22 protein-coding genes are annotated in these 22,371 nt (G+C 47.7%); 12 read left to right on the forward strand and 10 right to left on the reverse strand.

The features are described 5' to 3' along the window. Positions 1-76 precede the first annotated feature (76 nt). The 4 genes from Q5C82_RS11680 to Q5C82_RS11695 are packed head-to-tail and all read left to right on the forward strand — an operon-like array spanning position 77 to position 4,055. Entirely contained in the window at positions 77-1,345 is a 1,269-nt protein-coding gene (locus Q5C82_RS11680; protein WP_003222827.1) for an ABC transporter substrate-binding protein, read from the forward strand. 57 nt (positions 1,346-1,402) lie between these two features. Next, positions 1,403-2,281 carry a carbohydrate ABC transporter permease gene (locus Q5C82_RS11685; RefSeq protein ID WP_003222831.1) on the forward strand — a complete coding sequence of 293 codons (879 nt, stop codon included), beginning with the start codon at positions 1,403-1,405 and terminating at the stop codon, positions 2,279-2,281. Positions 2,282-2,284: 3 nt separating this feature from the next. Further along, positions 2,285-3,187: a carbohydrate ABC transporter permease gene (locus tag Q5C82_RS11690; protein WP_003222834.1), complete on the forward strand. Its 903-nt coding sequence runs from the start codon at positions 2,285-2,287 to the stop codon at positions 3,185-3,187. Between the two features lie 13 nt (positions 3,188-3,200). Beyond that, on the forward strand, positions 3,201-4,055 hold the full coding sequence (locus tag Q5C82_RS11695; protein ID WP_003222836.1) for a fructoselysine 6-kinase: 855 nt from the start codon (positions 3,201-3,203) through the stop codon (positions 4,053-4,055). A 24-nt stretch (positions 4,056-4,079) separates the two neighbouring features. Here the strand turns inward: Q5C82_RS11695 and frlR are convergent, their stop codons facing one another. Continuing rightward, positions 4,080-4,808: a transcriptional regulator FrlR gene (gene frlR / locus Q5C82_RS11700; RefSeq protein ID WP_003222838.1), complete on the reverse strand. Its 729-nt coding sequence runs from the start codon at positions 4,806-4,808 to the stop codon at positions 4,080-4,082. A 180-nt stretch (positions 4,809-4,988) separates the two neighbouring features. On the opposite strand from frlR, the gene Q5C82_RS11705 reads away from it, so the two are divergent. After that, complete coding sequence (locus Q5C82_RS11705) at positions 4,989-6,092, forward strand: ABC transporter ATP-binding protein (RefSeq protein ID WP_003222840.1); 1,104 nt, start codon at positions 4,989-4,991, stop codon at positions 6,090-6,092. A 32-nt stretch (positions 6,093-6,124) separates the two neighbouring features. Here Q5C82_RS11705 and Q5C82_RS11710 read toward each other — a convergent pair whose 3' ends face one another. The 3 genes from Q5C82_RS11710 to Q5C82_RS11720 all read right to left on the reverse strand — a co-directional run bounded on the left by Q5C82_RS11710 (position 6,125) and on the right by Q5C82_RS11720 (position 8,134). After that, positions 6,125-6,991, reverse strand: coding sequence for an endonuclease I family protein (locus Q5C82_RS11710; RefSeq protein ID WP_003222841.1), 867 nt, complete (start codon positions 6,989-6,991; stop codon positions 6,125-6,127). A gap of 81 nt (positions 6,992-7,072) precedes the next feature. Further along, on the reverse strand, positions 7,073-7,603 hold the full coding sequence (locus Q5C82_RS11715; RefSeq protein WP_230939500.1) for a hypothetical protein: 531 nt from the start codon (positions 7,601-7,603) through the stop codon (positions 7,073-7,075). Positions 7,604-7,651: 48 nt separating this feature from the next. Next, positions 7,652-8,134, reverse strand: a complete 483-nt coding sequence (locus tag Q5C82_RS11720) for a hypothetical protein (protein WP_230939501.1) — start codon at positions 8,132-8,134, stop codon at positions 7,652-7,654. Between the two features lie 197 nt (positions 8,135-8,331). Here Q5C82_RS11720 and allC point away from each other — a divergent pair, with 197 nt between their 5' ends. The 7 genes from allC to pucE all read left to right on the forward strand — a co-directional run bounded on the left by allC (position 8,332) and on the right by pucE (position 16,268). Next, entirely contained in the window at positions 8,332-9,570 is a 1,239-nt protein-coding gene (gene allC, locus Q5C82_RS11725; protein ID WP_003222844.1) for an allantoate deiminase, read from the forward strand. A gap of 16 nt (positions 9,571-9,586) precedes the next feature. Then, entirely contained in the window at positions 9,587-10,837 is a 1,251-nt protein-coding gene (gene pucG, locus Q5C82_RS11730; RefSeq protein ID WP_079996449.1) for a (S)-ureidoglycine--glyoxylate transaminase, read from the forward strand. Between the two features lie 229 nt (positions 10,838-11,066). Next, positions 11,067-12,059 (forward strand): XdhC family protein, encoded by a 993-nt coding sequence (locus Q5C82_RS11735; RefSeq protein WP_003222847.1) that lies wholly within the window; start codon positions 11,067-11,069, stop codon positions 12,057-12,059. Beyond that, a complete protein-coding gene (gene pucB / locus Q5C82_RS11740; protein WP_003222849.1) occupies positions 12,056-12,673 on the forward strand; it encodes a xanthine dehydrogenase accessory protein PucB in 618 nt (205 codons plus the stop codon). Before Q5C82_RS11735 ends, pucB begins: the two co-directional genes overlap by 4 nt. Continuing rightward, positions 12,670-13,503, forward strand: coding sequence for a xanthine dehydrogenase subunit C (gene pucC, locus Q5C82_RS11745; RefSeq protein ID WP_003222851.1), 834 nt, complete (start codon positions 12,670-12,672; stop codon positions 13,501-13,503). Before pucB ends, pucC begins: the two co-directional genes overlap by 4 nt. Beyond that, the gene (pucD, locus tag Q5C82_RS11750) at positions 13,504-15,741 is read left to right on the forward strand and encodes a xanthine dehydrogenase subunit D (protein ID WP_003222853.1); all 2,238 of its coding nucleotides are present in this window, start codon (positions 13,504-13,506) and stop codon (positions 15,739-15,741) included. Beyond that, entirely contained in the window at positions 15,732-16,268 is a 537-nt protein-coding gene (gene pucE / locus Q5C82_RS11755) for a xanthine dehydrogenase subunit E (RefSeq protein ID WP_003222855.1), read from the forward strand. Before pucD ends, pucE begins: the two co-directional genes overlap by 10 nt. A gap of 268 nt (positions 16,269-16,536) precedes the next feature. On the opposite strand, the gene Q5C82_RS11760 is transcribed toward pucE, so the two are convergent. The 6 genes from Q5C82_RS11760 to pucJ form a co-directional block, all read right to left on the reverse strand. Beyond that, entirely contained in the window at positions 16,537-16,635 is a 99-nt protein-coding gene (locus Q5C82_RS11760; RefSeq protein WP_003222857.1) for a YjcZ family sporulation protein, read from the reverse strand. Between the two features lie 374 nt (positions 16,636-17,009). Next, positions 17,010-17,564: a hypothetical protein gene (locus tag Q5C82_RS11765; RefSeq protein WP_003222859.1), complete on the reverse strand. Its 555-nt coding sequence runs from the start codon at positions 17,562-17,564 to the stop codon at positions 17,010-17,012. Positions 17,565-17,802: 238 nt separating this feature from the next. Then, positions 17,803-18,147 carry a hydroxyisourate hydrolase gene (uraH, locus tag Q5C82_RS11770; RefSeq protein ID WP_003222860.1) on the reverse strand — a complete coding sequence of 115 codons (345 nt, stop codon included), beginning with the start codon at positions 18,145-18,147 and terminating at the stop codon, positions 17,803-17,805. Then, entirely contained in the window at positions 18,147-19,631 is a 1,485-nt protein-coding gene (gene pucL, locus Q5C82_RS11775; protein ID WP_003222862.1) for a factor-independent urate hydroxylase, read from the reverse strand. The genes uraH and pucL overlap by 1 nt, the downstream gene beginning before the upstream one ends. 12 nt (positions 19,632-19,643) lie before the next feature. Continuing rightward, a complete protein-coding gene (gene pucK, locus Q5C82_RS11780) occupies positions 19,644-20,936 on the reverse strand; it encodes a uric acid permease PucK (RefSeq protein WP_003222864.1) in 1,293 nt (430 codons plus the stop codon). A 5-nt stretch (positions 20,937-20,941) separates the two neighbouring features. After that, positions 20,942-22,291, reverse strand: a complete 1,350-nt coding sequence (gene pucJ / locus Q5C82_RS11785; RefSeq protein WP_032727392.1) for a uric acid permease PucJ — start codon at positions 22,289-22,291, stop codon at positions 20,942-20,944. Between the last annotated feature and the right edge of the window lie 80 nt (positions 22,292-22,371).

The following is a 22,371-nucleotide window of genomic DNA, read 5'->3' on the forward strand; positions in this document are numbered from 1 at the left end:
AAACTGAGGAACCATTATGCATTAGACTATAATGTTATATAACATTATAGTCTAATGTCCAGAGGAGGCCAACCCTTTGAAGAAAATGTTGATGTTTTTGATCATTGCAGCTGTCAGTATGCTCACCATTGCGGGCTGTTCGAGCCAGAGCAGTTCAGCGGACGGAAAGGTCACATTGAAATTTTTCCACAGATGGCCGAAGGAGCCGGAAAAAAGTTATTTTGAAGAGGTTGTCAAAGAATTTGAAAAAGAACATCCGGATATCGACATTCAAATTGAAGCCGTTTTGAATGACTCCTATAAAGATAAAATTAAGGTCATGCTGGGAACCACCAGCCCTCCTGACATTTACTTCTCTTGGAGTGACGAATTTGCTTTTAAATTCATCAGAGGCAATAAGGCACTTGATCTTTCGTCCTACTACAAAAACGATACAGATTGGTCATCACAGCTCGTTCAATCGCAAGTTACACCATTTACTTATGAAAACAAGCAATATGGCGTGCCATGGCAAATGGACGCTAAATCATTCTTCTATAATAAAGACATTTTTAAAAATCTGAACCTGAATCCTCCGAAGACATGGGATGAATTAATCGATGTGTCTAAGAAGCTGAAAGAAAATGGCTACACACCAATCAGCTTCGGCACAAAGGCGACTTGGACAATCTCGCACTATATCGGCACGCTCAATCAGCGGATGGTCGATGAAAAAACACGGGATAAGGACTATAACGCCAGAACGGGAGAATTTACTGATGAAGGCTATGTAAAAGCCCTTGAAAAGCTTCATGAGCTGATGCCTTACTTCAATAAACATGTAAACTCCGTCGACCACGAATATGTAAGACAGCAATTTAAGAGCGGAAAGTCGGCGATGATATATGCAGAGACAGCAGAAATCAAGCTTGTTGAACCGGTGAATCTGGGGATGTTCCCATTTCCTGAAATCAGCGGGCAAAAAGGATCATCAGAAGCTATAACGGGAGCGCCGGAAGGGTTCATGATTGCCTCAAAAACAAAACATCCGAAGGAAGCGGTGGAATTTTTGCAGTTTCTGACGTCGAAAAAAATGGGTGAAAAGCTCGTCAAAGATGTCGGGAAATACAGTGCGGTGCAAGGAACGGCTACCAAAGAAAATTCTACAGCTATTCAGCGTGAAGCGGTTCAGCAAATTGTTGATGCCAAATCAATGGTGCCGTGGTTTGATATGGATGTCGATGTTGAAATCGCAGACGCGTACTTAACGAGCGTCCAGCAAATGCTTGGCGGCGACATGACACCGGAGCAGGTGATGAAAGCCGTTCAAAAAGCAGCGAAGCAAGTGAGGGCGTCAGCTGAATAAATCAAAGAAAAGGTGAAGCTTCGCACCTTTTCTTTTTATAAAGGAGATGAGATATCCTTGGTCAATCAGAATAAAATAATCCCCTATTTGTTTTTGGTGCCCGCTCTCGTTTTTTTACTTTTCGTTTATATCCCGATTTTTGAGAATGTCTTCCTCAGCCTGTTTCAATGGAGCTCTTTTTCTCCGGAAAAAACGTTTATCGGATTGAAAAACTATGTTGAATTATTTCATGATCCTGTCTTTTACCAGGCACTTACCAATAATGTGCTTTACGCAGTGATCTCAATTGTATGCCAGGTATTTGGCGGTTTGATTTTGGCGGCGGTGCTTGAGGATAAGCTGGTCAGAAAATGGTCGCCGTTTTTTCGTACCGTTTTCTTTTTGCCGGTTGTCATCTCAATGACGGTGATCGCGCTTTTGTTTGATTTTATTTACAACCCTGAGACGGGGCTTTTGAATCAGCTGCTTCAGGCGGTCGGTCTTGATCAGCTGACGAGAGCCTGGCTCGGGGAGGACAGCACGGCTATGCTTTCTGTTATTTTTGTGTCTCAATGGCAGTCTGTCGGTTATATTGCGATGCTGTACATTGTGTCGATTCAAAAAATACCGGATGAACTGTATGAAGCGGCCCGGCTTGACGGCGCGGGGAAAATTCAGCAGTTTTTTCATATTACCGTTCCCCAGACGAAAGAGATGTCTTTTGTTGCGGTGGTCATGACGCTGACCGGCGCCTTTACGGTATTTAATGAACCGTACATATTGACAGGCGGCGGGCCGGGAAACGCTTCAGAAGTTTTAAGCACGTTTTTATATAAAAGCGCCTTTACAAAGGATATGATGGGCTATGCCTCAGCGATTGCCACCGTTGTGTTAATCATTACGCTTGCATTGTCGCTCATGCAAATGAAGTTCTTTAAGACCGGAAAGGAGGAGTAACAGATGCTGCCTCAGAAGAAGACAGATTCGTTCAGATTGGAGCCTGTGCCTGACCGGCACATTGAGATGAAAAGAAAGCCGAGACGAAAATGGTACATCGGAGAAACGTCTGTGTGGGTTTTTCTGTTTCTTTATCTTATTGCGATCGCCTATCCGCTTATATGGATGGTGATGAGCGCCTTTAAAAACTCGGACGATATTTTTGAACATAGCTGGTCGCTGCCGTCTTCGTGGCATCCGGAAAATTTTGTGTCCGCTTGGAATCAGGGAATTTCTTCTTATTTTATGAACAGTGTCATTGTCACGGCGCTGACGTGTGTGATCACTGTCTTTATCAGTGCGTGGGCGGCGTACGGCCTTTCCCGGTTTGAGTTTAAAGGAAAAGGATTCTTTTTGGTGCTTTGTCTTGGCGGTTTGATGCTGACGCCGCAGGTCAGTCTTGTGCCGCTATATTCTATTATTCAGTCGCTGGGCCTTTACAATACGTATTGGGCGTTAATCCTGCCGTATGCGGCTTACCGGATCCCGTTCACCATCATTTTGATCCGCTCTTATTTTCTCTCTATTTCCAAAGAATTGGAGGAGGCGGCTTATTTAGATGGGTGTACGAGTTTCGGGGTATTTTTCAGAATTTTCTTACCAATGAGCGTGCCGATTTTGGTGACTTCCTGCATTTTGACGGCTTACCATACGTGGAATGAGTTTATGTTTGCGATTATTTTCATAGATGATGAGAATTTGCGGACCATTCCAGCCGGGCTGATGCAGTTCAGAGACGCACTGCAGACAGACTGGGGCGTCCTGCTGGCGGGATTAACGATTTCAGCTGCGCCGATTATTATTCTATTTTTATTTATGCAGAAATATTTTGTCCGCGGGATTGCAAGCGGAAGTGTAAAAGGATAAAGGAGGAAGCACAATGAAATTGATTGCTGTAGGAGATAACGTTGTAGATTACTATCAGGACCAAGAAACGTTCTACCCGGGAGGAAATGCCTTAAATGTTGCAGTGCTTGCCAAACGGCTCGGGCACGAGGCTTCCTATATCGGAATCGTCGGCAATGACGAAGCCGCGGCTCATCTTTTGAACGTTCTGAGATTGGAGAAGGTCAATGCGGATTATATCCGCCAGGCGCACGGAGAAAACGGAATGGCGATTGTCACCCTTGATGAACAGGGGGACCGTATTTTTGTCAGATCAAATAAAGGCGGTATTCAGTCCCGGCTCCGTCTGGTGTTTCAGGAGAAAGATATATCCTTTATCAGCGGGCATGATCTGCTGCATACCAGTGTGTACAGCAGGCTTGAGAACGATTTGCCGCAGCTGTGCGGGCTCATCCCGGTCTCCTTTGATTTTTCAACCAATCGGGAGGATAATTATTTGAGGAAGGTCTGTCCTTATGTGACGTATGCGTTTTTTTCAGGAAGCGATTTGAGTGAGTCAGAGTGCGGCGAGCTTGCTGAAAAAGCTCATACGTATGGAGCGAAAATCGTATGTATGACCCGCGGGGGCCAGGGAGCGATCTTGTCTGCGGGTGACCGAATCTATCATCAGCCGATTGTGGAAGCTAATATAATAGATACACTTGGAGCGGGAGATTCATTTATAGCAGGTTTCTTGACAGCTTTTTGCGAGAAGCAGGACATAATGCATGCTTTGCGCAAAGCGGCGGAAACGGCTGCGAAAACATGCGGCGTGTATGGGGCTTTTGGCTATGGCCATCCTTTTCGCTTGGAGGATGGGGGAAGCAGTGAAAAAACGAGAATACTATAAGCAGTGTCTCGTTTTTTATGCCTGTTATGTGTAGGGGCTGTTGATGGTAAAAGTAACACGGTTTGTGTGCATCAAAAACAATGAGCAGTAGATTGGCTGGTCGTTTGATGTAAAAGCCGTTTTATCGATTTCAAACAGCGCATCCCCTATATCGCAATCCAGGTATTTGCTTTCCTCCTGCTGGGCATATACAACATTTAATAGTTTCGTATTGTGGGTGGGAACAACTTGGTATTGCTGTCGCAAAATATCATGCATGGATACGCCATCGGCAATATAGGTATCAATGCCGGGAAACAAATCCAGCGGATAATGTGTCACTTCAAAGGTGAGCGGCTGATCATCGTTATATAAAATCCGTTTTAATTCAACGACAGGGCTTTCGGGATTGATTTGCAGCTTTTCGGCAATGGGTTTTGCCGCCGGAATGATCTTATGGGACAGCACCTGATGCTTCGGTTTTTTGCCGGTCGATTCCATAAATTCTGAGTAGCCATTTACTGCAATCAGTTCACGTTTTAATTTAGGGCTTTTAACGAACGTTCCCTTTCCCTGCTGCCGGATCAGATAGCCTTCTTCAACTAAATCGAGAATGGCTTTCCTGACGGTAATGCGGCTGACATTATACTTGCTGCAAAGCTCGTTTTCAGTAGGCAGCTTGGCGGTTGGGGAATACACGCCCTTTTTGATGTCATCAGTGATGATTTGTTTTAGCTGAATGTATAAAGGTGTAGAACTTCCGTTGTTTAACAAAGGGTAGCCTCCTTTTAACCTATTATTCATATTATAATGTATTATGACGTTATAATACAAATTTACAATTTTTATTTTAGAAATATAGAAAAAATAGGTATCGATTACTCTAAAAATAACAGAAAGACCAAGTTGTTTCCAGTGACGAAATAACAGATCAAAAGATAGGGGGAATTTCTGTTGGCTGCATTAACATTTGAGCATGTCAAAAAATCATATCACTCACAATTAACGGTGAAGGACTTTGATTTAGACGTAAAGGATAAGGAGCTTTTGGTGCTGGTGGGGCCGTCAGGATGCGGAAAATCGACAACGCTGCGGATGGTGGCGGGGCTGGAAAGCATCTCTGAAGGAAACCTCCTCATCGATGGGGAACGGGTCAATGATCTCCCGCCAAAAGAACGTGATATTGCGATGGTATTCCAAAACTATGCGCTTTATCCGCATATGACGGTATTTGATAATATGGCGTTCGGATTAAAACTTAGAAAGATGGCGAAACAGGAAATTGCTGAGCGGGTTCATGCGGCAGCTAGAATTTTAGAGATTGAACATTTGCTGAAGAGAAAACCGAAGGCGCTCTCTGGCGGACAGCGGCAAAGGGTGGCGCTTGGCAGATCGATTGTAAGGGAGCCGAAGGTCTTTTTAATGGACGAGCCGCTTTCCAATCTGGATGCAAAACTGAGAGTGACAATGCGGACAGAAATCAGCAAGCTGCACCAGCGTTTAGAGGCAACCATCATTTATGTCACGCATGACCAGACCGAAGCGATGACAATGGGTGATCGGATTGTCGTGATGAATGAAGGGGAAATCCAGCAAGTGGCGAAACCTCATGACATTTACCATTACCCGGAAAATCTGTTTGTCGCAGGCTTTATCGGCTCCCCCGGAATGAATTTTCTGAAAGGCGCCATTGAAGAGCAGCATGGCGAGCTGTTTTTCACAAACCCTTCGACCCGGCTTCATATTCCTGAAGAAAAAGCCAAGCGACTTAAAGAAAAGGGATATGCCGGCGAGCAGATGATTGCCGGCGTCCGGCCGGAGCATATTACACAAATGACGGGAAATGATCAGCTGTTTGATTCAGTGTTTAAAGCGAAGGTGGAAGTGAATGAAAATCTGGGATCAGAGCAAATTATACATGTCATGGCCGGGGGCGAGCGGCTCACGGTCCGTCTGGACGGAAACACGCGAATTGCCGCAGGTGATTCGATCCAGCTGACAGTGAAAATGGATCACGTCGTCTTTTTCGATGCGGAGACAGAAGAGGCTGTGTATTAGGAAAGGTGCTCCTAAAAAGGAGCACCTTTTTCTTATGGCCAGATTTCGTCCGCCCATTCAGGGTGGTCGATAAAAGGATTGCGGTTGTGCTGATATTTCTCATAAATGATTTCATTTCTTTTTCGCTCGCGGTCGTCAACCGGGTCCTGCCTATTCCATTCGAGGAGGACAGATTGTTTTCCGTGGTAAGGGGCAGAGCCGTTGCCCGTTTTATCATTCAGTTCAAGATCAGGGTACCCGTCATCACCTTCGTAACGGACAGCCATGTAAAACAGCATGCGGGCGACATCGCCTTTCACATCATCGCGGGGCTCCCATGAATCTCCGTCATAATAATTTCCGGGCGCTTTCGCATGTTCTGTGCCGCCGTTGTCAAAATCCATATTTCCTCTGGCGCTGTTGACTTGGACGTCAGCCGGGCGTAAATGATGAATGTCGGTGCCAGGCCCCTTACTTGTACCAAAATTACCATGGGACTTCGCCCAAACGTGCTCGCGGTTCCAATCGCCGACATTGCCGCCGTTCAGGTTTTTCGACCGCGATTCATTCGTATAGAGCAGGATGACGTTATTTGGGTTTCTCGGGTCTTCATCGGTTTCTTTCAGCGCGTTCCATACTTCGCTGTAGGACAACATCGTGTGTCCGCTGATGATATCGTGCAGGGCGCTTTTTAGCGATTCTCCTGTTTTTCCTTCAGCCCCTTCATAATAGGTATCTGTTTCAGTGTAGGGTGCAGCGGGAGCGGCTAATGAGAGAAGGCCCACGGTTCCTGAAGGGGAAGACGCTAATCGGTCATTCAGGCTCAATGCGGTTTGCGGGCTTGCTGATGCGGCGGGTGCAAACCATCCGGAAATCAGTAATACACAGACGAGCGGCAGAAACCTTGTTATTTTTGTCATCACTTGCCCTCCTTTTATCAGATCATGTCTATTATCTAAAAATGAAATCAAGGATAGAAGTGTCATTTTGTATATTTTTCATTAAAATTGTAAATTAGTCCCTTTGGAGGAGGCGGATATCCACTGTTCCAATATCTTTAGGCCCCGTTTTTGCTTCAGCTGAGAATTGGCAAGGTCTGTTCCTTCTTCAATTGATGTGGTATGTCCGAATAAATAGTAACGCAGTCCCGCATTCATGATGACTTGCTTTCTTTCATAGTCTACTCCGGCTTCCTCGCTGCCGCTGAGAATCGCCTTGATTTTTTCTGCTTGTCCGGCCGGGCTCATTGTTTGATCCACTGCTGCTTCGTCCGCTTTTAATCCATAGTCCTCCGGTTTTAAGATGAAGGATTCCATTTGGTTCTCATTGACCGTAAACACAAAGCTGTTGCGGTGAACAGGGACATCCTCAGAGCCTTCCGCTCCTTGAACGATAAACGCCTGCTGATATCCCAGCTTTTGAAACACAGGAAAGATATGCTGAATGGCTGTCAATTGAAACGCGCCCATCATGATATGGGAGGCTCCGGCATAATTCAGCAGTTTCTCTGCGGTGTTCAAAACGGTGCGCACGCCAATTTCCTCACGAATGGTTTTCAGCCGCTGAAACGGGCGGCAACATCACTCGGCTGATGCAAATCCAATCATTAATTTGGAGAGGGTTTTTTCAATGTGTTCCGGTGTGCCTTCCGTCTCAACGCCAAGCTCCCGCAAAACGGCTTTTATGCTGGTTGCGTATTTCGGCGGAAGCGCGTCGCTGCTGTGAAGAAATGCCGGTATGCCGCTTTCCGCGAGTAAAAGAGACACAGGAATGGTGGCGAGAAAAGAGCGCCTTCCTGTATACGGCACGGCAAAATCGACGGCATGGCTGCTGATGTGCGGCGGCAATTGAAGCGCCGAGGAATGCGCCCGCATAGCTTCGGTGATACCCAGCAATTCGTCCGGCGTTTCTGTTTTGATCCTTTCTGCGATCAGAAATGCTGCGATTTGCACATCGCTTGCTTTGCCGGAAAACATCGCTTCTCCCGCAAGCTTGGCTTGTTCATATGAAAGGTGTTTTGATCCCCTTTTTCCTCTTGCTGTTTCTTTAATCCATTGTTGCATTTTGGCTCCCTCCCTTACTGTGTTTTCTTTTGACTTTACATGAAAATGGCACTAAAGAGCTAGGGGGGGTCTGGTCACTATAGCGCTGGATAGATACTGTGACTAAAAAATAAACGTTTTTTTGGTTATTCTGTCAATGAACTATCGAGTTCCTCCTTCTATAATGAAGTCACCATAACGGCCAGAGGGGGGAGTACATGGAAAAGCAGAAGCTTTCAGTCAAAAACAGCATCACAGATTATATTGAATGGCTCGCCCAATACGGCGCATCTGCGGACGGCGGCGTAACGAGGCTTTTGTACACAAAAGAGTGGATGGACGCGCAGCTCGCAGTCAAAACGGAAATGTCTTCATTTGGGCTTGAAACAAGATTCGACGATGTCGGCAATGTTTTTGGAAGGCTTTCGGGCACCCAGTCTCCGGATGAAGTGATTTTAACCGGTTCACATATCGATACTGTCATCAATGGGGGAAAGTATGACGGCGCCTATGGCGTTCTAGCGGCAATGCTCGCGATAAAGCAGCTCAAAGAAACGTACGGAGCGCCGAAAAAAACACTCGAAGCGGTCTCCTTATGTGAGGAGGAGGGGAGCCGCTTCCCAATGACCTATTGGGGATCGGGGAATATGACGGGCGTTTTTTCAGTACAGGATGCAGGAGAACCGAGAGACGAATCAGGAGTCTCCCTGCAAACTGCGATGTATGAGAACGGTTTTGGCAAAGGCGTGTTTCAGTCAGCGTATAGGACAGATATCAGCACTTTTGTTGAGCTTCATATTGAACAGGGGCAGACATTGGAAATGTCAGGCCGGGATCTCGGCATTGTCACAAGTATTGCGGGGCAGAGGCGATATCTCGTCACGCTGGAGGGGGAATGCAATCACGCGGGAACCACCTCCATGAAATGGCGCAAGGACCCGCTTGCAGCCAGCAGCCGCATCATTCATGAACTGCTGCTGCGGTCGGAAGAGCAGCCGGATGAGCTCCGTCTGACATGCGGAAAAATAACGGCAGAGCCCAATGTAGCCAATGTTATACCGGGCCGCGTGCAGTTTTCAATCGATATTCGTCATCAGCATCAGCACGTGCTGGAGCAATTTCATGAAGACATGGCTGCTTTGATCAACGGCATTTGCCTTCAAAAAGGAATTCGCGCCATGATTGATGAATATATGCGGATAGAGCCTGTGCCGATGGACGAAAGGCTGAAGGCTGCGGCTTTTGAAACAGCGGCAGAAAACGGGATCGGCTGTGAAGAAATGGTAAGCGGAGCAGGGCATGATGCACAAATGATCGGAAGGCGCCATCCAGCTTGTATGCTGTTTGTGCCAAGCCGCGGCGGCATCAGCCACTCTCCGAAGGAATATACCTCAGCCAGACAGCTTGAGATCGGCGTCCGCGCATTGACTGATTTATTATACAAATTAGCTTACTGATAAAGGAGGAATGGCTGTGTCAGGCAGAAAAGAATTATGTACCCCGTTAAGAACGATTATGACGCCGGGTCCTGTTGAGGTTGATCCGCGTGTATTAAGAGTGATGAGTACCCCGATTGTCGGTCAATTTGATCCAGCGTTTACCGGTATCATGAATGAAACGATGGAGATGCTTCGGGAGCTGTTCCAAACGAAAAACCGCTGGGCATATCCGATTGACGGTACTTCACGGGCGGGAATCGAAGCGATGCTGGCGAGTGTGATTGAGCCGGAAGATGATGTGCTCATACCCATTTATGGGCGCTTCGGTTATTTGCTGACTGAAATTGCCGAGCGGTATGGGGCGAATGTTCATACGCTTGAGTGTGAATGGGGAATGGTTTTTGACCCGGATGACATCATACGGGAAATGAAAAAAGTGAAGCCGAAAATTGTGGCAATGGTACATGGGGAAACATCGACAGGGCGGATTCACCCGCTGAAAGCAATCGGCGAAGCCTGCCGAGCCGAGGATGTATTGTTTATTGTCGATGCCGTTGCAACGATTGGCGGCTGCGAGGTTAAAGTCGATGATTGGAAGATTGATGCGGCTATCGGCGGCACACAAAAGTGCTTGTCTGTTCCGTCGGGAATGGCGCCGATTACATATAATGAGCGGGTGGCGGATGTGATTGCGGCGCGTAAAAAGGTGGAACGTGGGATTGCGACACAAGCTGACAGGGCAACGCCTTCAGGAAACCGGCCGATCACAAGCAATTATTTTGATTTGAGCCAGCTTGAGGATTATTGGAGCGAAAGACGGCTCAATCATCATACAGAAGCGACGACGATGCTGTACGCCTTGCGTGAGGGTGTAAGGCTGGTGCTAGAAGAAGGTCTTGAAGCCCGTTTTGAGCGGCATCATCTCCATGAGACCGCATTAGCAGCTGGGATTAGGGCAATGGGGCTGAAGCTGTTTGGAGATGACAGCTGCAAAATGCCTGTTGTCACTTGTGTAGAAATCCCCGGCGGCATTGATGGCGAGTCTGTCCGCCACATGCTGTTGGAGCAATTCGGCATCGAAATAGCCAGCTCATTCGGCCCGCTGGCGGGAAAGATCTGGAGAATTGGCACGATGGGCTACAGCTGCAGAAAAGAAAACGTGCTGTTCGTGCTTGCCGGGTTAGAGGCTGTGCTGCTGAGACATGGCGCAGGGATCAAAGCAGGAAAAGCCCTCCAAGCAGCGCTTGATGTGTATGAAAACGCTGGCCGCCAGGCAGCGGTATAAAGAAAAGCTTGCGGCATGCCGCAAGCTTTTTTAGTGATGCGATTTCGCCTTTTCTCCAATCTGATTCTCTTCGTTTGACTTTTTTTACAAATCCTCTTTCTCTGTGTTGCATTTTCTGACGAAGCATGAGTCATTTTTTCTTCCATCATCTATGCTTTATACAAGTTACCTATAAAACCATGCTGAACTTGTTGTTTCTTACAGCGATTTTTGAGAGGAGGATGCAGCATTGGGAAATTTTCACATGGTGTTAGATGCGCTCCTGGAAGATCAGGATGAGGCTGTGCTGGCGACAATTGTTCAAGTTGAAGGCTCCGCGTATCGAAAAGCAGGCGCTTCTATGCTCTATAAGAAAAATGGCGAACGGGTCGGATTGCTGAGCGGCGGGTGTGTGGAAGAAGATTTGCTCCACAGAATTAGTGAACTGGGCGAACAGCTGACGTCAGCGCTGATTCCATATGACATGCGGGCGGAGGACGATCTTTCCTGGGGCATGGGAGCCGGATGCAACGGCATTATTCATATTCATGCGGAGCGAATCACTCAGGAAAAAAGACGGCACTATGAAAGAGTGAGGGACTGCCTTCATTCAGGCAAAGCTGTCACAGCTGTTACGCAGCTTGACTCCTCCCGTTATATATTTCTGTCGGAGAACGAGCAATTTGGGAACTGGCCGGACGCGCCTCTGCAAGACATTCAACGTACCGCTTCAACGCTTCATTTACCGCATTTTGATCCATCAACCAACATGTTTATTCAGCGAATTGAACCGAAGCCGCGTCTCATTCTGTTTGGAGCGGGGCCGGATGTTGTGCCGCTTGCCAATTTGGCGGCTGATACAGGGTTTTCTGTTATCGTGTCAGATTGGCGTCCTGCATATTGCACACCCTCTCTATTCCCAAAAGCGGATCGGCTGATCACCGCTTTTCCGGAACAAATGCTCAGTGAATTTCAGTTTTACCCGCATGATGCAGCTGTTGTGGCAACCCACCATTTTCAGCACGATCAAGCGATCATCGACTTCTTATTTTCTCAAAATCTTCATTATATCGGACTGTTGGGTTCGACAAACCGTACGAAGCGGCTGCTGAACGGAAAACAGCCGCCGGCTCACTTTTACAGTCCGGTCGGGCTGAAAATCGGTGCGGAAGGCCCTGAGGAAATTGCCGTCAGCGTTGTCGCGGAAGTCATTCAAACAAGAAAACGGCTGGCGGTTGTATGAGAAGCCCCTATATTATCGGAGTGTTTCTCGCTGCCGGCAAAAGCAAAAGGATGGGCCAAAACAAGCTGGCATTGCCGTTAAAGGGAGAAACCATCGGATCGCTTTCTTTGAAAAACGCTCTTTTGTCCCGCCTTGATCACGTGCTGATCATCGAGAGAACTGAAAGTGCTTCCCTTGAGTGGATGGGAGCGCTATATCACACGCCGCCTTTTCGAGAACGCTGGAGCCTGCACGTTTGTCAAGAAGCTGAAAAAGGGCAAGGGCATTCAGTCAGCAGCGGGGTGAGAAAAGCAGAAAGCATGGGAGCGGACGGCGTTGTCATTTTATTAGCCGACCAGCCGCAGCTTTCCGTCAATCATCTCAATGCCCTTGTTGCAATGGCTTCTGAGTCATTTGCCGTGTCTTCGTCTTTAGGCGCGTTCGCCCCGCCAATCTATTTCTCATCGGCTTGTTTTCCTTATGTAAAGGAGTTAAAGGGAGATGAGGGGGCTCGCAGGCTCCTGAAAAGCGGACAGCTTGGAACAGGAGCCGTTTTGGAGGCAAAGACAAGCTCGGAGTTGAAAGACATTGATACACCGGAGGAATATGACATGGTGAGGAGGTTGATGGTTTGAACGTCCAAGTGACAAAAGCAAGGATGAATATTCAATTATGGAGGCCGGCAGCGCTCGATGAAGCCTATTCACTTTTGGAGCAGCTTGCCCCGGATGTGTGTGCCGCATCGGGCAGCACGCTGCTTCAGCTTCAGTGGGACAAAGGGATTCTTCCGAAACAGCATCTCGTCAGTCTTGAAGGAATCAACGAGATGAGAGGAATCAGCGCCAGTGATACCCACTTGTCGATCGGTGCGCTTACAACACTGAGTGAATGCAGAATGAACTCCCTAATTAAGAGTGCGCTTGGTTGTTTCAGTGACGCTGCTTCCGCTGTCGCTTCACCCGGAATCCGCAGCCGGGCCACGATTGGCGGCAACATCGCGAGTAAAATCGGCGATTTGATTCCACTCCTGCTTGTGCTTGATGCGGAGCTTATCGTGTACCAAAAGGAACTGATCAGGCTGCCGCTTGGTGAGTGGCTCATAGATGAGGACTTTGAAACTGCTATCGTCACGCGTGTCATCATCCCGCGTACGGAGGGAGAGCGTGTGTTTTACCGCAAGCTTGGGAGGCGCCAGGCTTTTACAGGAGCGGTTGCTGTTGCAGCTGGACGTTTTTTGAAAGACGGCGCCATTCGTCTCGCCGCTGGCCATGCCGATATCACACCTAAGAGATTATTGGACAGCGAAGCGAAATGGATGACACCAGGGTGGGACCCACATGAGCTGTACAAAACGCTTATCCACGAGCTGCCGTTTTCCGAAGATGCTTTTATGTCAGCGGCATACAGAAAAAAAGCCGCTGCCAACATCATCATGGCAGAGCTGATGGCTGAGGGAGGGGAATAAATGATGATCAACAAACCGTCAAGAATCAGGCCGGATGGAAGAGGAAAGGTCACAGGGGAACTGAAATATATGACCGATCTCAGCTTTCCAGGAATGCTGTATGGCAAAGTACTGAGAAGCGCTTCTCCTCATGCGGAGATCGTGTCGATTTGCACCATGAAAGTTGAAGAAATGGTAGGTGTACGGGCAGTTGTTACTCATAAAGATGTTCCCGGTGTAAACCGATTTGGCATTGTGATCCCTGATCAGCCGGTTTTATGCGAGGACAGGGTGCGGTATGTCGGGGATGCGATCGCCGCAGTTGCTGCGGAAACGGAGGAAATCGCGGAAGCGGCGCTGGAGCTGATTCGCGTTGAATATAAAGAGCTGGAGGTTATGGATTCACCAGAAAAAGCGCTTCGGCCGGACGCGCAAAAACTGCACGAGGACGGAAATATCCTGCACCGCGCATTTTTTTCACACGGCGATGTTGAAGAAGGATTTCAAGCATCTGACACGGTCCTTGAAGAAACCTACGAGCTGCCGCGGCAGATGCATACGTATATGGAAACGGAAGGAGGCGTAGCCGTTCCTGAAGTCAATGGGGGCTTTACGATGTATGCAGGAACGCAGCATGGCTATAAAGACCGTTTCCAGCTTGCCCGTATTTTTGACATTCCTGAAGAGAAGATCAGGGTTGTCTCGAGTCCGATGGGCGGCTCTTTCGGCGGGAAGGATGAACTGAATATCCAGCCGTATGCCGCGCTTTTGGCCTTGAAAAGCGGACTTCCTGTCAAAATTCATCAGACCAGAAAGGAATCTGTACGTTCTGGCATTAAACGCCATCCGATGAAGATTACGATAAAAACGGGTGCGGATCATGCGGGAAAGCTTTTGGCCAATGATGTGAAAATTGTGGCGGACACAGGCGCTTATGCCACCCTCGGACCGGCCGTTCTTGACTTTTCTGTAGAGCACGCCGCGGGTCCGTACCGCATTCCAAATATTCGGACGGAAGGAATATCTGTGTTTACGAACAACGGGGTGGCGGGAGAATTCAGGGGTTTTGGCGGCAATCAAATCACATTTGCCCTCGAAACGCATCTCGATCGCCTCAGTGATATGCTCGGCATCGACCCGCTGGAGCTGAGAAGAAAAAATATCAGAAAACCGCATGACTTAGGGCCGCTTGAGCATCGGATTGCGCCGACTGACGGAGCGGCGCAGGTGTTGAATACTATTTCAGAGTCTCCCATTTTCACAAGAAAACGCCAGAACTCCGGGTATAGACGGAGAGGCAGGGGAGCGGCAATTACGATGCACGGCGGCGGGCTGGGGTATGGCCGAATGGATTCAGCAGGTGGCCGTTTGTCCCTTTCAAGTAACGGCAAAATCACAGCTTCGTTCGGATTTGAAGAATGCGGACAGGGGATTCTAGCCGCAATTGAACATATTGTCTCCGAGGAGCTGGGCTGTGCTGCAGAGGATATTTCCATTGTCATTGGGGATACCGCAAAAGTGCCGAAGTCAGGCTCATCCACAGCATCCCGCGGCACAAGCATGGTGTGGCACGCGATCCAGCGTTTGAAGAAGCCGTTTCTTTGTCAGTTGAAAAAACGGGCGGCAGAATGGAGCGGCTGTGTGGCGGAAAACCTTATTCTCGGTGCCGGGGGCTTGCGTATGTTTGACACAAATGAGCTTGTGGTGACGTTTAAGGCGCTGGCTGAAAAAGGCCCTTTGGCAGAGGAAACCGCATTCGATTTTCCGGCAACGCCTGATCCTGTGGTGGGCGGCCATTTTCTCTACTCATTTGGCGCGGCGGCTGTTGAGGTGGAGGTAGATCTATTAACAGGCGATGTCAAAGTGATAGATTGTGAGCACGCCATTGCGGCAGGTCCGGTTGTCAGTTCGCAGGGCTATCGGGGGCAAATCGAAGGCGGCGCTGCCATGGCGCTCGGCTATACGCTGATGGAGGACGCCAAAATGACGGACGGCCGTTATGCCGCGGAAAATCTCGACCAGTATATCATTCCCGGTGTGAAGGATGTACCCGATATGAAGCTGACCGCGATTGAAGAGCTAATGGAAGGTGATTTCTACGGCCCGCGCGGTGTTGGCGAAATCGGAACGATCGCCATCACTCCGGCGATTGTAAAGGCTGTACATGATGCGGTCGGCTGCTGGATAAACAAGCTGCCAATTTCAAGAGAAGAACTTCTTAACGCGATAGACAGAAAGGGGATGAAGGAATGGACGTAAAAGAAGCCGGGCCGTTTCCTGTAAAACAGGAACAGTTGCGGATGACCGTGAATGGGCAGGAGTATGAGGTTGCCGCTGTTCCTACGACACGTCTGAGTGACCTGCTTAGAAAGGAATTTCAGCTGACCGGGACAAAGGTGTCCTGCGAAATCGGCCGCTGCGGAGCCTGCTCTATTCTAATCGACGGAAAGCTGGCCAATGCGTGTATGACCATGGCTTATCAAGTGGACGGCCATTCCATTACAACAATCGAGGGAATTCAAAAAGAAGAACTGGATATCTGCCAAACCGCTTTTCTAGAAGAAGGCGGCTTCCAATGCGGCTACTGCACCCCGGGCATGACGATTACCCTCAAAGCATTGTTTGAGGAAAACCCGTATCCCACAGATGAAGACATAGAAGAAGGGCTGGCGGGGAATTTGTGCCGTTGTACCGGATATGGCGGGATTATGCGGTCTGCTTGCAGGATTAGAAAAGAGTTGAGCTGCGGGAAAAGGGAGTCCGGTTATAAAAGCCAGGCTTATTAGTCTAATCAATTTATTTTCGAATTGTCATATATGTAAAGGGCAGCCGAAGGATCAATTGCCGGTCCTCTGGCTGGAGCATTGTGGTCTCACCCAGTAGGGCAAAGGTTTTCAAAGCGGACATATTAGGGTGAACACTGTGAATTGTAGATTTGTAGCGAATATTTATATTAGATTAGGTAATCACATAGCAAAAACGCCATAAAAATTCTTTATGGCGTCTATCGAACAGGGAGGTGCTCATAAACGGAGAAGCTAGGCAAAGTTAAACTTAAAAACCACCAAAGAAAGAAGTACCAACAATGATTAACAAAATGAATAGCACCACAATCAAAGCGAAGGAGCTACCATAACCATTTGAGTAACCCATATTGCCACCTCCTTTAGTGAGGATAGTATAAGATATGCCAAACGATCATTTTCGACATAGATTTAAGTTTAAATAAGAAAAAATGAATATTTTGTCTAAAGGCATAATAGAGAATACATAATTAAAAACAAAGTAAACTTAAATATGAGATCTGGAGAGGGTGAAAGTAATGTCAAGACCGAAGAGATACACGCAGAGACGAAGCTTTTTGTGGGAAGAGAGCTTAAAAGACATTGCCGTGGAATTGGCGTAACCAGCCAAAACTGGGAGGGGTTAATAAAGGGTTGTGTTGGATATAACATTGCAAAAACTGGTTGATCATACTCGTTAGAAAATACTGTAAAAGAATGAATAAAAGGGAGCATAGCTCCCTTTTATTCTAAGAATCCAAACTTATTGAGATTTTGGAGATAAAACACGAAGTCATCATCTAATTCTTCCTCAATATCAGAAGATCCATTTGAAATTTGTGCTCCCACAACAAGTGCATTTATATACTTGTTTAAGTACTCACATTCCGCTCTTACCTGAAACTCCGTAAAAAATGTGCCATCGCTTTCAAGTATAATATCTACTCTGCGGCCTTCCTGCTCATCAAGCAGAATGTGGTTGTACACTTGTTCGTTATTCTTTTTAATCCTTTTAAAATTCAATGGATTTTCTCTATTATCTATGATGTCTTCCCTGTGATTTCTTCGCTCAATATCATTAAATAAATTAGCCAGTACTTTTTCATCAGTAATAGAAAGTGCAATAAAAATATTCTCATACTTAAAATGATCATCATTAGGAAGATCTAATAAAATCTTATAGTCAAATTCTTCAGCTTTAAATTTACTCTTTAATATATTGACTACTCTATCCCGGGTAAATATTAGATGATCTCTTTTGTGAGAATACTTCTTCTTTAAGGATTCTAAGTTTATCAAAATAAATCTCCTTTACTTATACAGGACTTCAATAATTTATATTGAACAACATTTTTGGTAGAATCGAAAGATTTTTCGTAAATAAAGTACTAGGTTTGGTTTTTTTATTAAGTGACATAATGACTAGCTTAGATTCTTTCCTTTAATTCTTTTCAATATAGATAAGGGTTTTTATTTATGCAAGATTACCACCACCTAAACATATTAAAGCCCGCTTCACCGGCGGGCTTCCTTCTCCTTAACTCCCTCTATACACCTGATATCCAAACGGCGACAGCAAAAGCGGGATGTGATAATCAGCTTCCGGATCTGCAAGATGAAAACGAACGGTGACTATGGTTAAAAACGGCTGGTCGGCCGTGTTCACATTTTTACTCGCGAAATAGTCTCCTGCATGAAATTCCATCACATACTCTCCGGACACCAGCTCTTCACCAGCCAGCAGAGGAACATCGACTCTCCCATCATTGTTCGTATATGCTTCTTTCATAATGCTTTCGTCCAGCTTCTTCAATTCAACTTTTACGTTCGCCGCGGGTTTGCCGCAGGTTAAATCCAAGATATGCGTTGTCAGCTTCCCCATCAGGCTTTCAGGCTCCCTAATTTTTCGACGGCTTTCTGTTTTTCTTTCTCGGCGTCTTCTCTTGTCACGGTAAAGCGCTGGAAACCGAATGGCGGGCGCGGTTCGGTGTAGACTTTTCCTTTGGACCCTGGGATCTCTTCAACGACTGTATCCCATGTGTGGTTTTGAGATTGGAAGCTGACATCAGTGAGCTGCGGGAATCTCGTTAATATTCTGCAGCCGATATGATAGATTAAATTTTGAATTGAAGGGGTTTTGAGCTCGTGAAAAACGGTGCTCGCCAAGTCGCGGACTTGTTCAGCCGCGACGTAGCGGGCTGGATCAGAAGCGCGTGCGTCATCTGTGTTTTCATACTGCCAGCAGATGTTTAAATAGACAAACAGAGGGCGGTTGCCATCCTCCGGGAGAGTCGTATATTCGTCCCGGATAAAGCCGACGAAGGAGTTGCCGCTCACCTTGACGAGCTGAAGATCCATGATTTCGCTGTACTGCTCTGTGATCGTTATTGTATCCCCGGTTCGTTCCGCTTTCAGCACAGACCGAGCGCGTTCATTGCGTGATCTTCTAAAGACGAGGTGGCTTGTGCCGAGTTCTTGCCCCTCGTATGCAGGCATCGCCTCAAACGGAATGTCTTCGCCTGTCAGAGTGATAGTGTCCATATGAGAATAGGTATCTAAAAATCGGTGTGCCACATAGTGTAAGAATCCCTCGGTTGTCGTCCCTTCATAGGAAGCGAGATGGCTCTGAATAAAGTTTTTCATTGAGTCTGTAGCCACGACGAGTGTATTATCTCCGTCTATAAATGATGTCAGAAAGGCATCTCCGCCAATTTCGCACGTCACATCAATGCCGACAACAGTATTGTCTCTCCCTGTAAAAGAAGACTCAGGGATTTGCCGTACCCCTGTGAGCGGCTTTAAAAACGTTCGGTATGCAAATACATTTCCTTTGCCATAAGACATAGTTCTTTTCATTTGCGTCTCTCCTTTTTCAGTTATGATGTCCGCCAGCCGAAAGCGGGCGATGCGGTAAATTTCTTTAAGAGCCTGATGGAACTCCGTTTCTCGTTCGTTCTCAAGCCTTTCCAGCAGAGCTTGGTAAATGTCCTGTTTCGTCTTTCCCTTTACCGCTAAAATAAAAGGAAAGCCGAAGCGTTCATAATAGCGTTCATTCAGCTTCAGAAATTCTTCGTATTCCTCTTGTTCAAGTTTACTGAGTCCCGCGTTTTGCTGCTCTCTTACCGAGGTGACGCTCATTGTATTCTTTGTTCCGAGTGGGGGGTGCTTGTTGATTAAATCAAGCTGTGTCTGGCGGTCCGCGGCTTTTACAATGCTGGCCATTTTGTGGTGAAGATCAGATAGGGAAGAAAACGGCCGCAATGCCGCGGCTTTCTCCGCAATCCATGAAGAGTGTTCAAAAATAGATTCAAGCGTGTCTGTCAGTGTTTGAATGTCCATTTGGTTCATGTCATCCATTGTGAACATTGGCATCTTCCTTTACGTTTTTATTTCGGCGCCATTCGGCTGTTTGGTTTGAAAAAAAGCGTGCAGTGCAATTGCCGTCAAACTGCCGATCACAATTCCGCTTCCAGCCAAGACTGAGGCCGCGCCCGGAAGAGATGAAAACAATGCGGGAACGGTTGTGGCGCCGAGCCCTAAGCTGACGGAAGAGGCGATGACCAGAAGGTTGCCTTGCGAATCGAAATCGACACTGGAAAGCATTTTGATCCCGTAAGAAATGACCATGCCGAACATGACAATCATCGCACCGCCGAGAACTGGGGTTGGAATCACTGTTGTCAATGCTGCGGCTTTTGGAACCAGTCCGATCCCCATCAGCATGATTCCTGTGATGGCGATGACGTTGACACTTTTCATCTTTGAAAGCTGAACAATACCGACGTTTTGCGAGAAGGCTGTATAGGGAAACGCGTTAAATAAGCCGCCAAGCACAATCGCAAGCCCTTCCGCCCGGTAGCCTTTTTCCAGATCCTTCTCCGACAGCCTGCGGTTTGTGATATCGGCCAGAGCAAAGTAAACGCCTGTCGATTCAACCAGGCTGACAATGGCAACGAGAAGCATCGTGACAACAGCCGGCAACTCAAAGGTTGGCGGACCGAAATAAAACAGAGACGGAACATGAAGCCAGGATGCCTCCACGACGTCAGAAAAATCGACTTTTTCCATAAAGAATGCAGCGGCTGTTCCTGCGATAAGGCCGAGCAAAATCGCTATGGAGCGGATAAAGCCTTTAAAGAAATAAAACAGCAATAAGATAAAAGCTGTGACGCCAAACCCGAGGAGCACGTTGTCCAGTGAGCCGAAGTCTTTGCTTCCTTCACCGCCGGCCAGGTTATTCATTGCCGTCGGAATCAGGCTGATGCCGATGATCATGACGACTGAACCGGTCACGACAGGCGGAAAAAAACGGACAAGCTTTCCGAAGAAGCCCGCGGCTAAGACGACAATCAGCCCTGCGGCGATAATGGCGCCATATATCGCTGAGACACCGTATGTGCTGCCGATGGAAATCATCGGGCCGACCGCGGTAAACGTACATCCGAGCACAACGGGGAGGCCGATGCCGAAATACCGGTTTCTCCAGAGCTGTAAAAGAGTCGCCGCCCCGCACATGAACAAATCGATCGCAATTACATACGTCAGCTGCCCCGCGTTCAGCCCGATCGCCGCTCCGACGATTAGCGGAACGAGAATCGCTCCCGCATACATGGCAAGCATATGCTGAAGTCCTAGCATCATCAGCTGAAAGGCATTGTGCTGTTTCTTCATCTTTTTTACACCTCTTTTTCTAATGCGAGTGTATGGTCTAAAACCGGAAGTTCAGTTTTCTGCGCTGTTTTTTCTTTTTTGCCGCGCAAGCTGAAAAATAGATTCAAAAAGATGGCGGTCAGGCTTCCGGTGATGGTTCCGTCACTAACCAGAATCCGGATCGGAGCGGGAAATTCAGCGAAAGTCCCGGGCGCCGTGCTGGCGCCGATGCCGAGTGCGATTGAGCATGCGATGGTCAGCAGGTGATATTGATTTGTGAGATCCGCTGTGCTGAGCATTTTGACGCCTGACGCAATCACCATGCCGAACATGACGACGGTCGCGCCGCCAAGCACAGCCGCAGGAACGGCAGAAGCAAGGGCGGCAATCTTCGGAAGCAATCCGAGACAGACAAGGATACAGCCTGCGGTCACAACGATGTTTCTTGTTTTCACTTTCGTCAGCTGTAGTAAGCCGGCGTTTTGCGCAAAGGTGTTATAGGGGAAGGCGTTAAACAGTCCGCCGATAAGAATGGCAATTCCTTCCGCTCGGTAGCCTTTGACAAGGTCTTTTTCGGTTAACGGTCTGCCGCATATCTTTCCGATTGCGTAGAAGACGCCGGTTGATTCGACAATAATGACGATTCCGACGATCAGCATCGTTAAGATTGGGCCGATTTCAAATGAAGGGGCTCCGAAGTAAAACGGCTTCGGGATTTGAAAGAGCGGGGCTTCAGCGACAGCAGAAAAGCTGACCTTGCCCATGATGGCTGCTGCCGCTGTTCCGGCAGCGATTCCAATCAGAACAGACAGCGTTCGGGCGAATCCTTTGAGAAAGCGGTTGAGGATTAAAATCAGGACAAGGACGCCGACAGAGAGAAGAAGGTTTTCGAGCGAACCGTATTCGGGGTTGGCGCTGCCGTTTATTTTTTCGCCGCCAGCCATATTTTTCACACCTGTCGGAACAAGTGAAAGGCCGATTAAGGTTACAACGGTACCTGTTACGACAGGAGGGAATAACACGGTCAGCTTGCCGAAAAAACGCGCAAACAGAAAGATAAATAACCCTGTCGCGATAATTGAACCGTAAATGGCGTGAACACCGTATTTTGCGCCGATTGCGATCATCGGGGTGACGGCTACGAATGAACTGCCGAGCATGACGGGTAACCCGATGCCGATGTATGCTCCGCGCAAGGTTTGCAAAAGCGTCGCGACGCCGCATGTTAACAGGTCAATCGCCAACAGGTAAGACAGCTGTTCAGATGTTACATTCAGCGCCCTGCCGACAAGCAGGGGCACCAAAATCGCACCTGCATACATGGCCAGCACATGCTGAAGGCCAAGGGTAAACACTGCGAACGATTTTTGTTTCACCATAGTCCCTCCTTTTATATGTGAACTTTAGTAACATGATAGCGTCCCGATTGCCTGGTGTCATTAGATACTGTAGCCGA

The sequence above is a fragment of the uncultured Bacillus sp. genome (assembly GCF_958411575.1).
In the GTDB taxonomy this organism is placed as follows: Bacteria; Bacillota; Bacilli; order Bacillales; family Bacillaceae; genus Bacillus; species Bacillus spizizenii.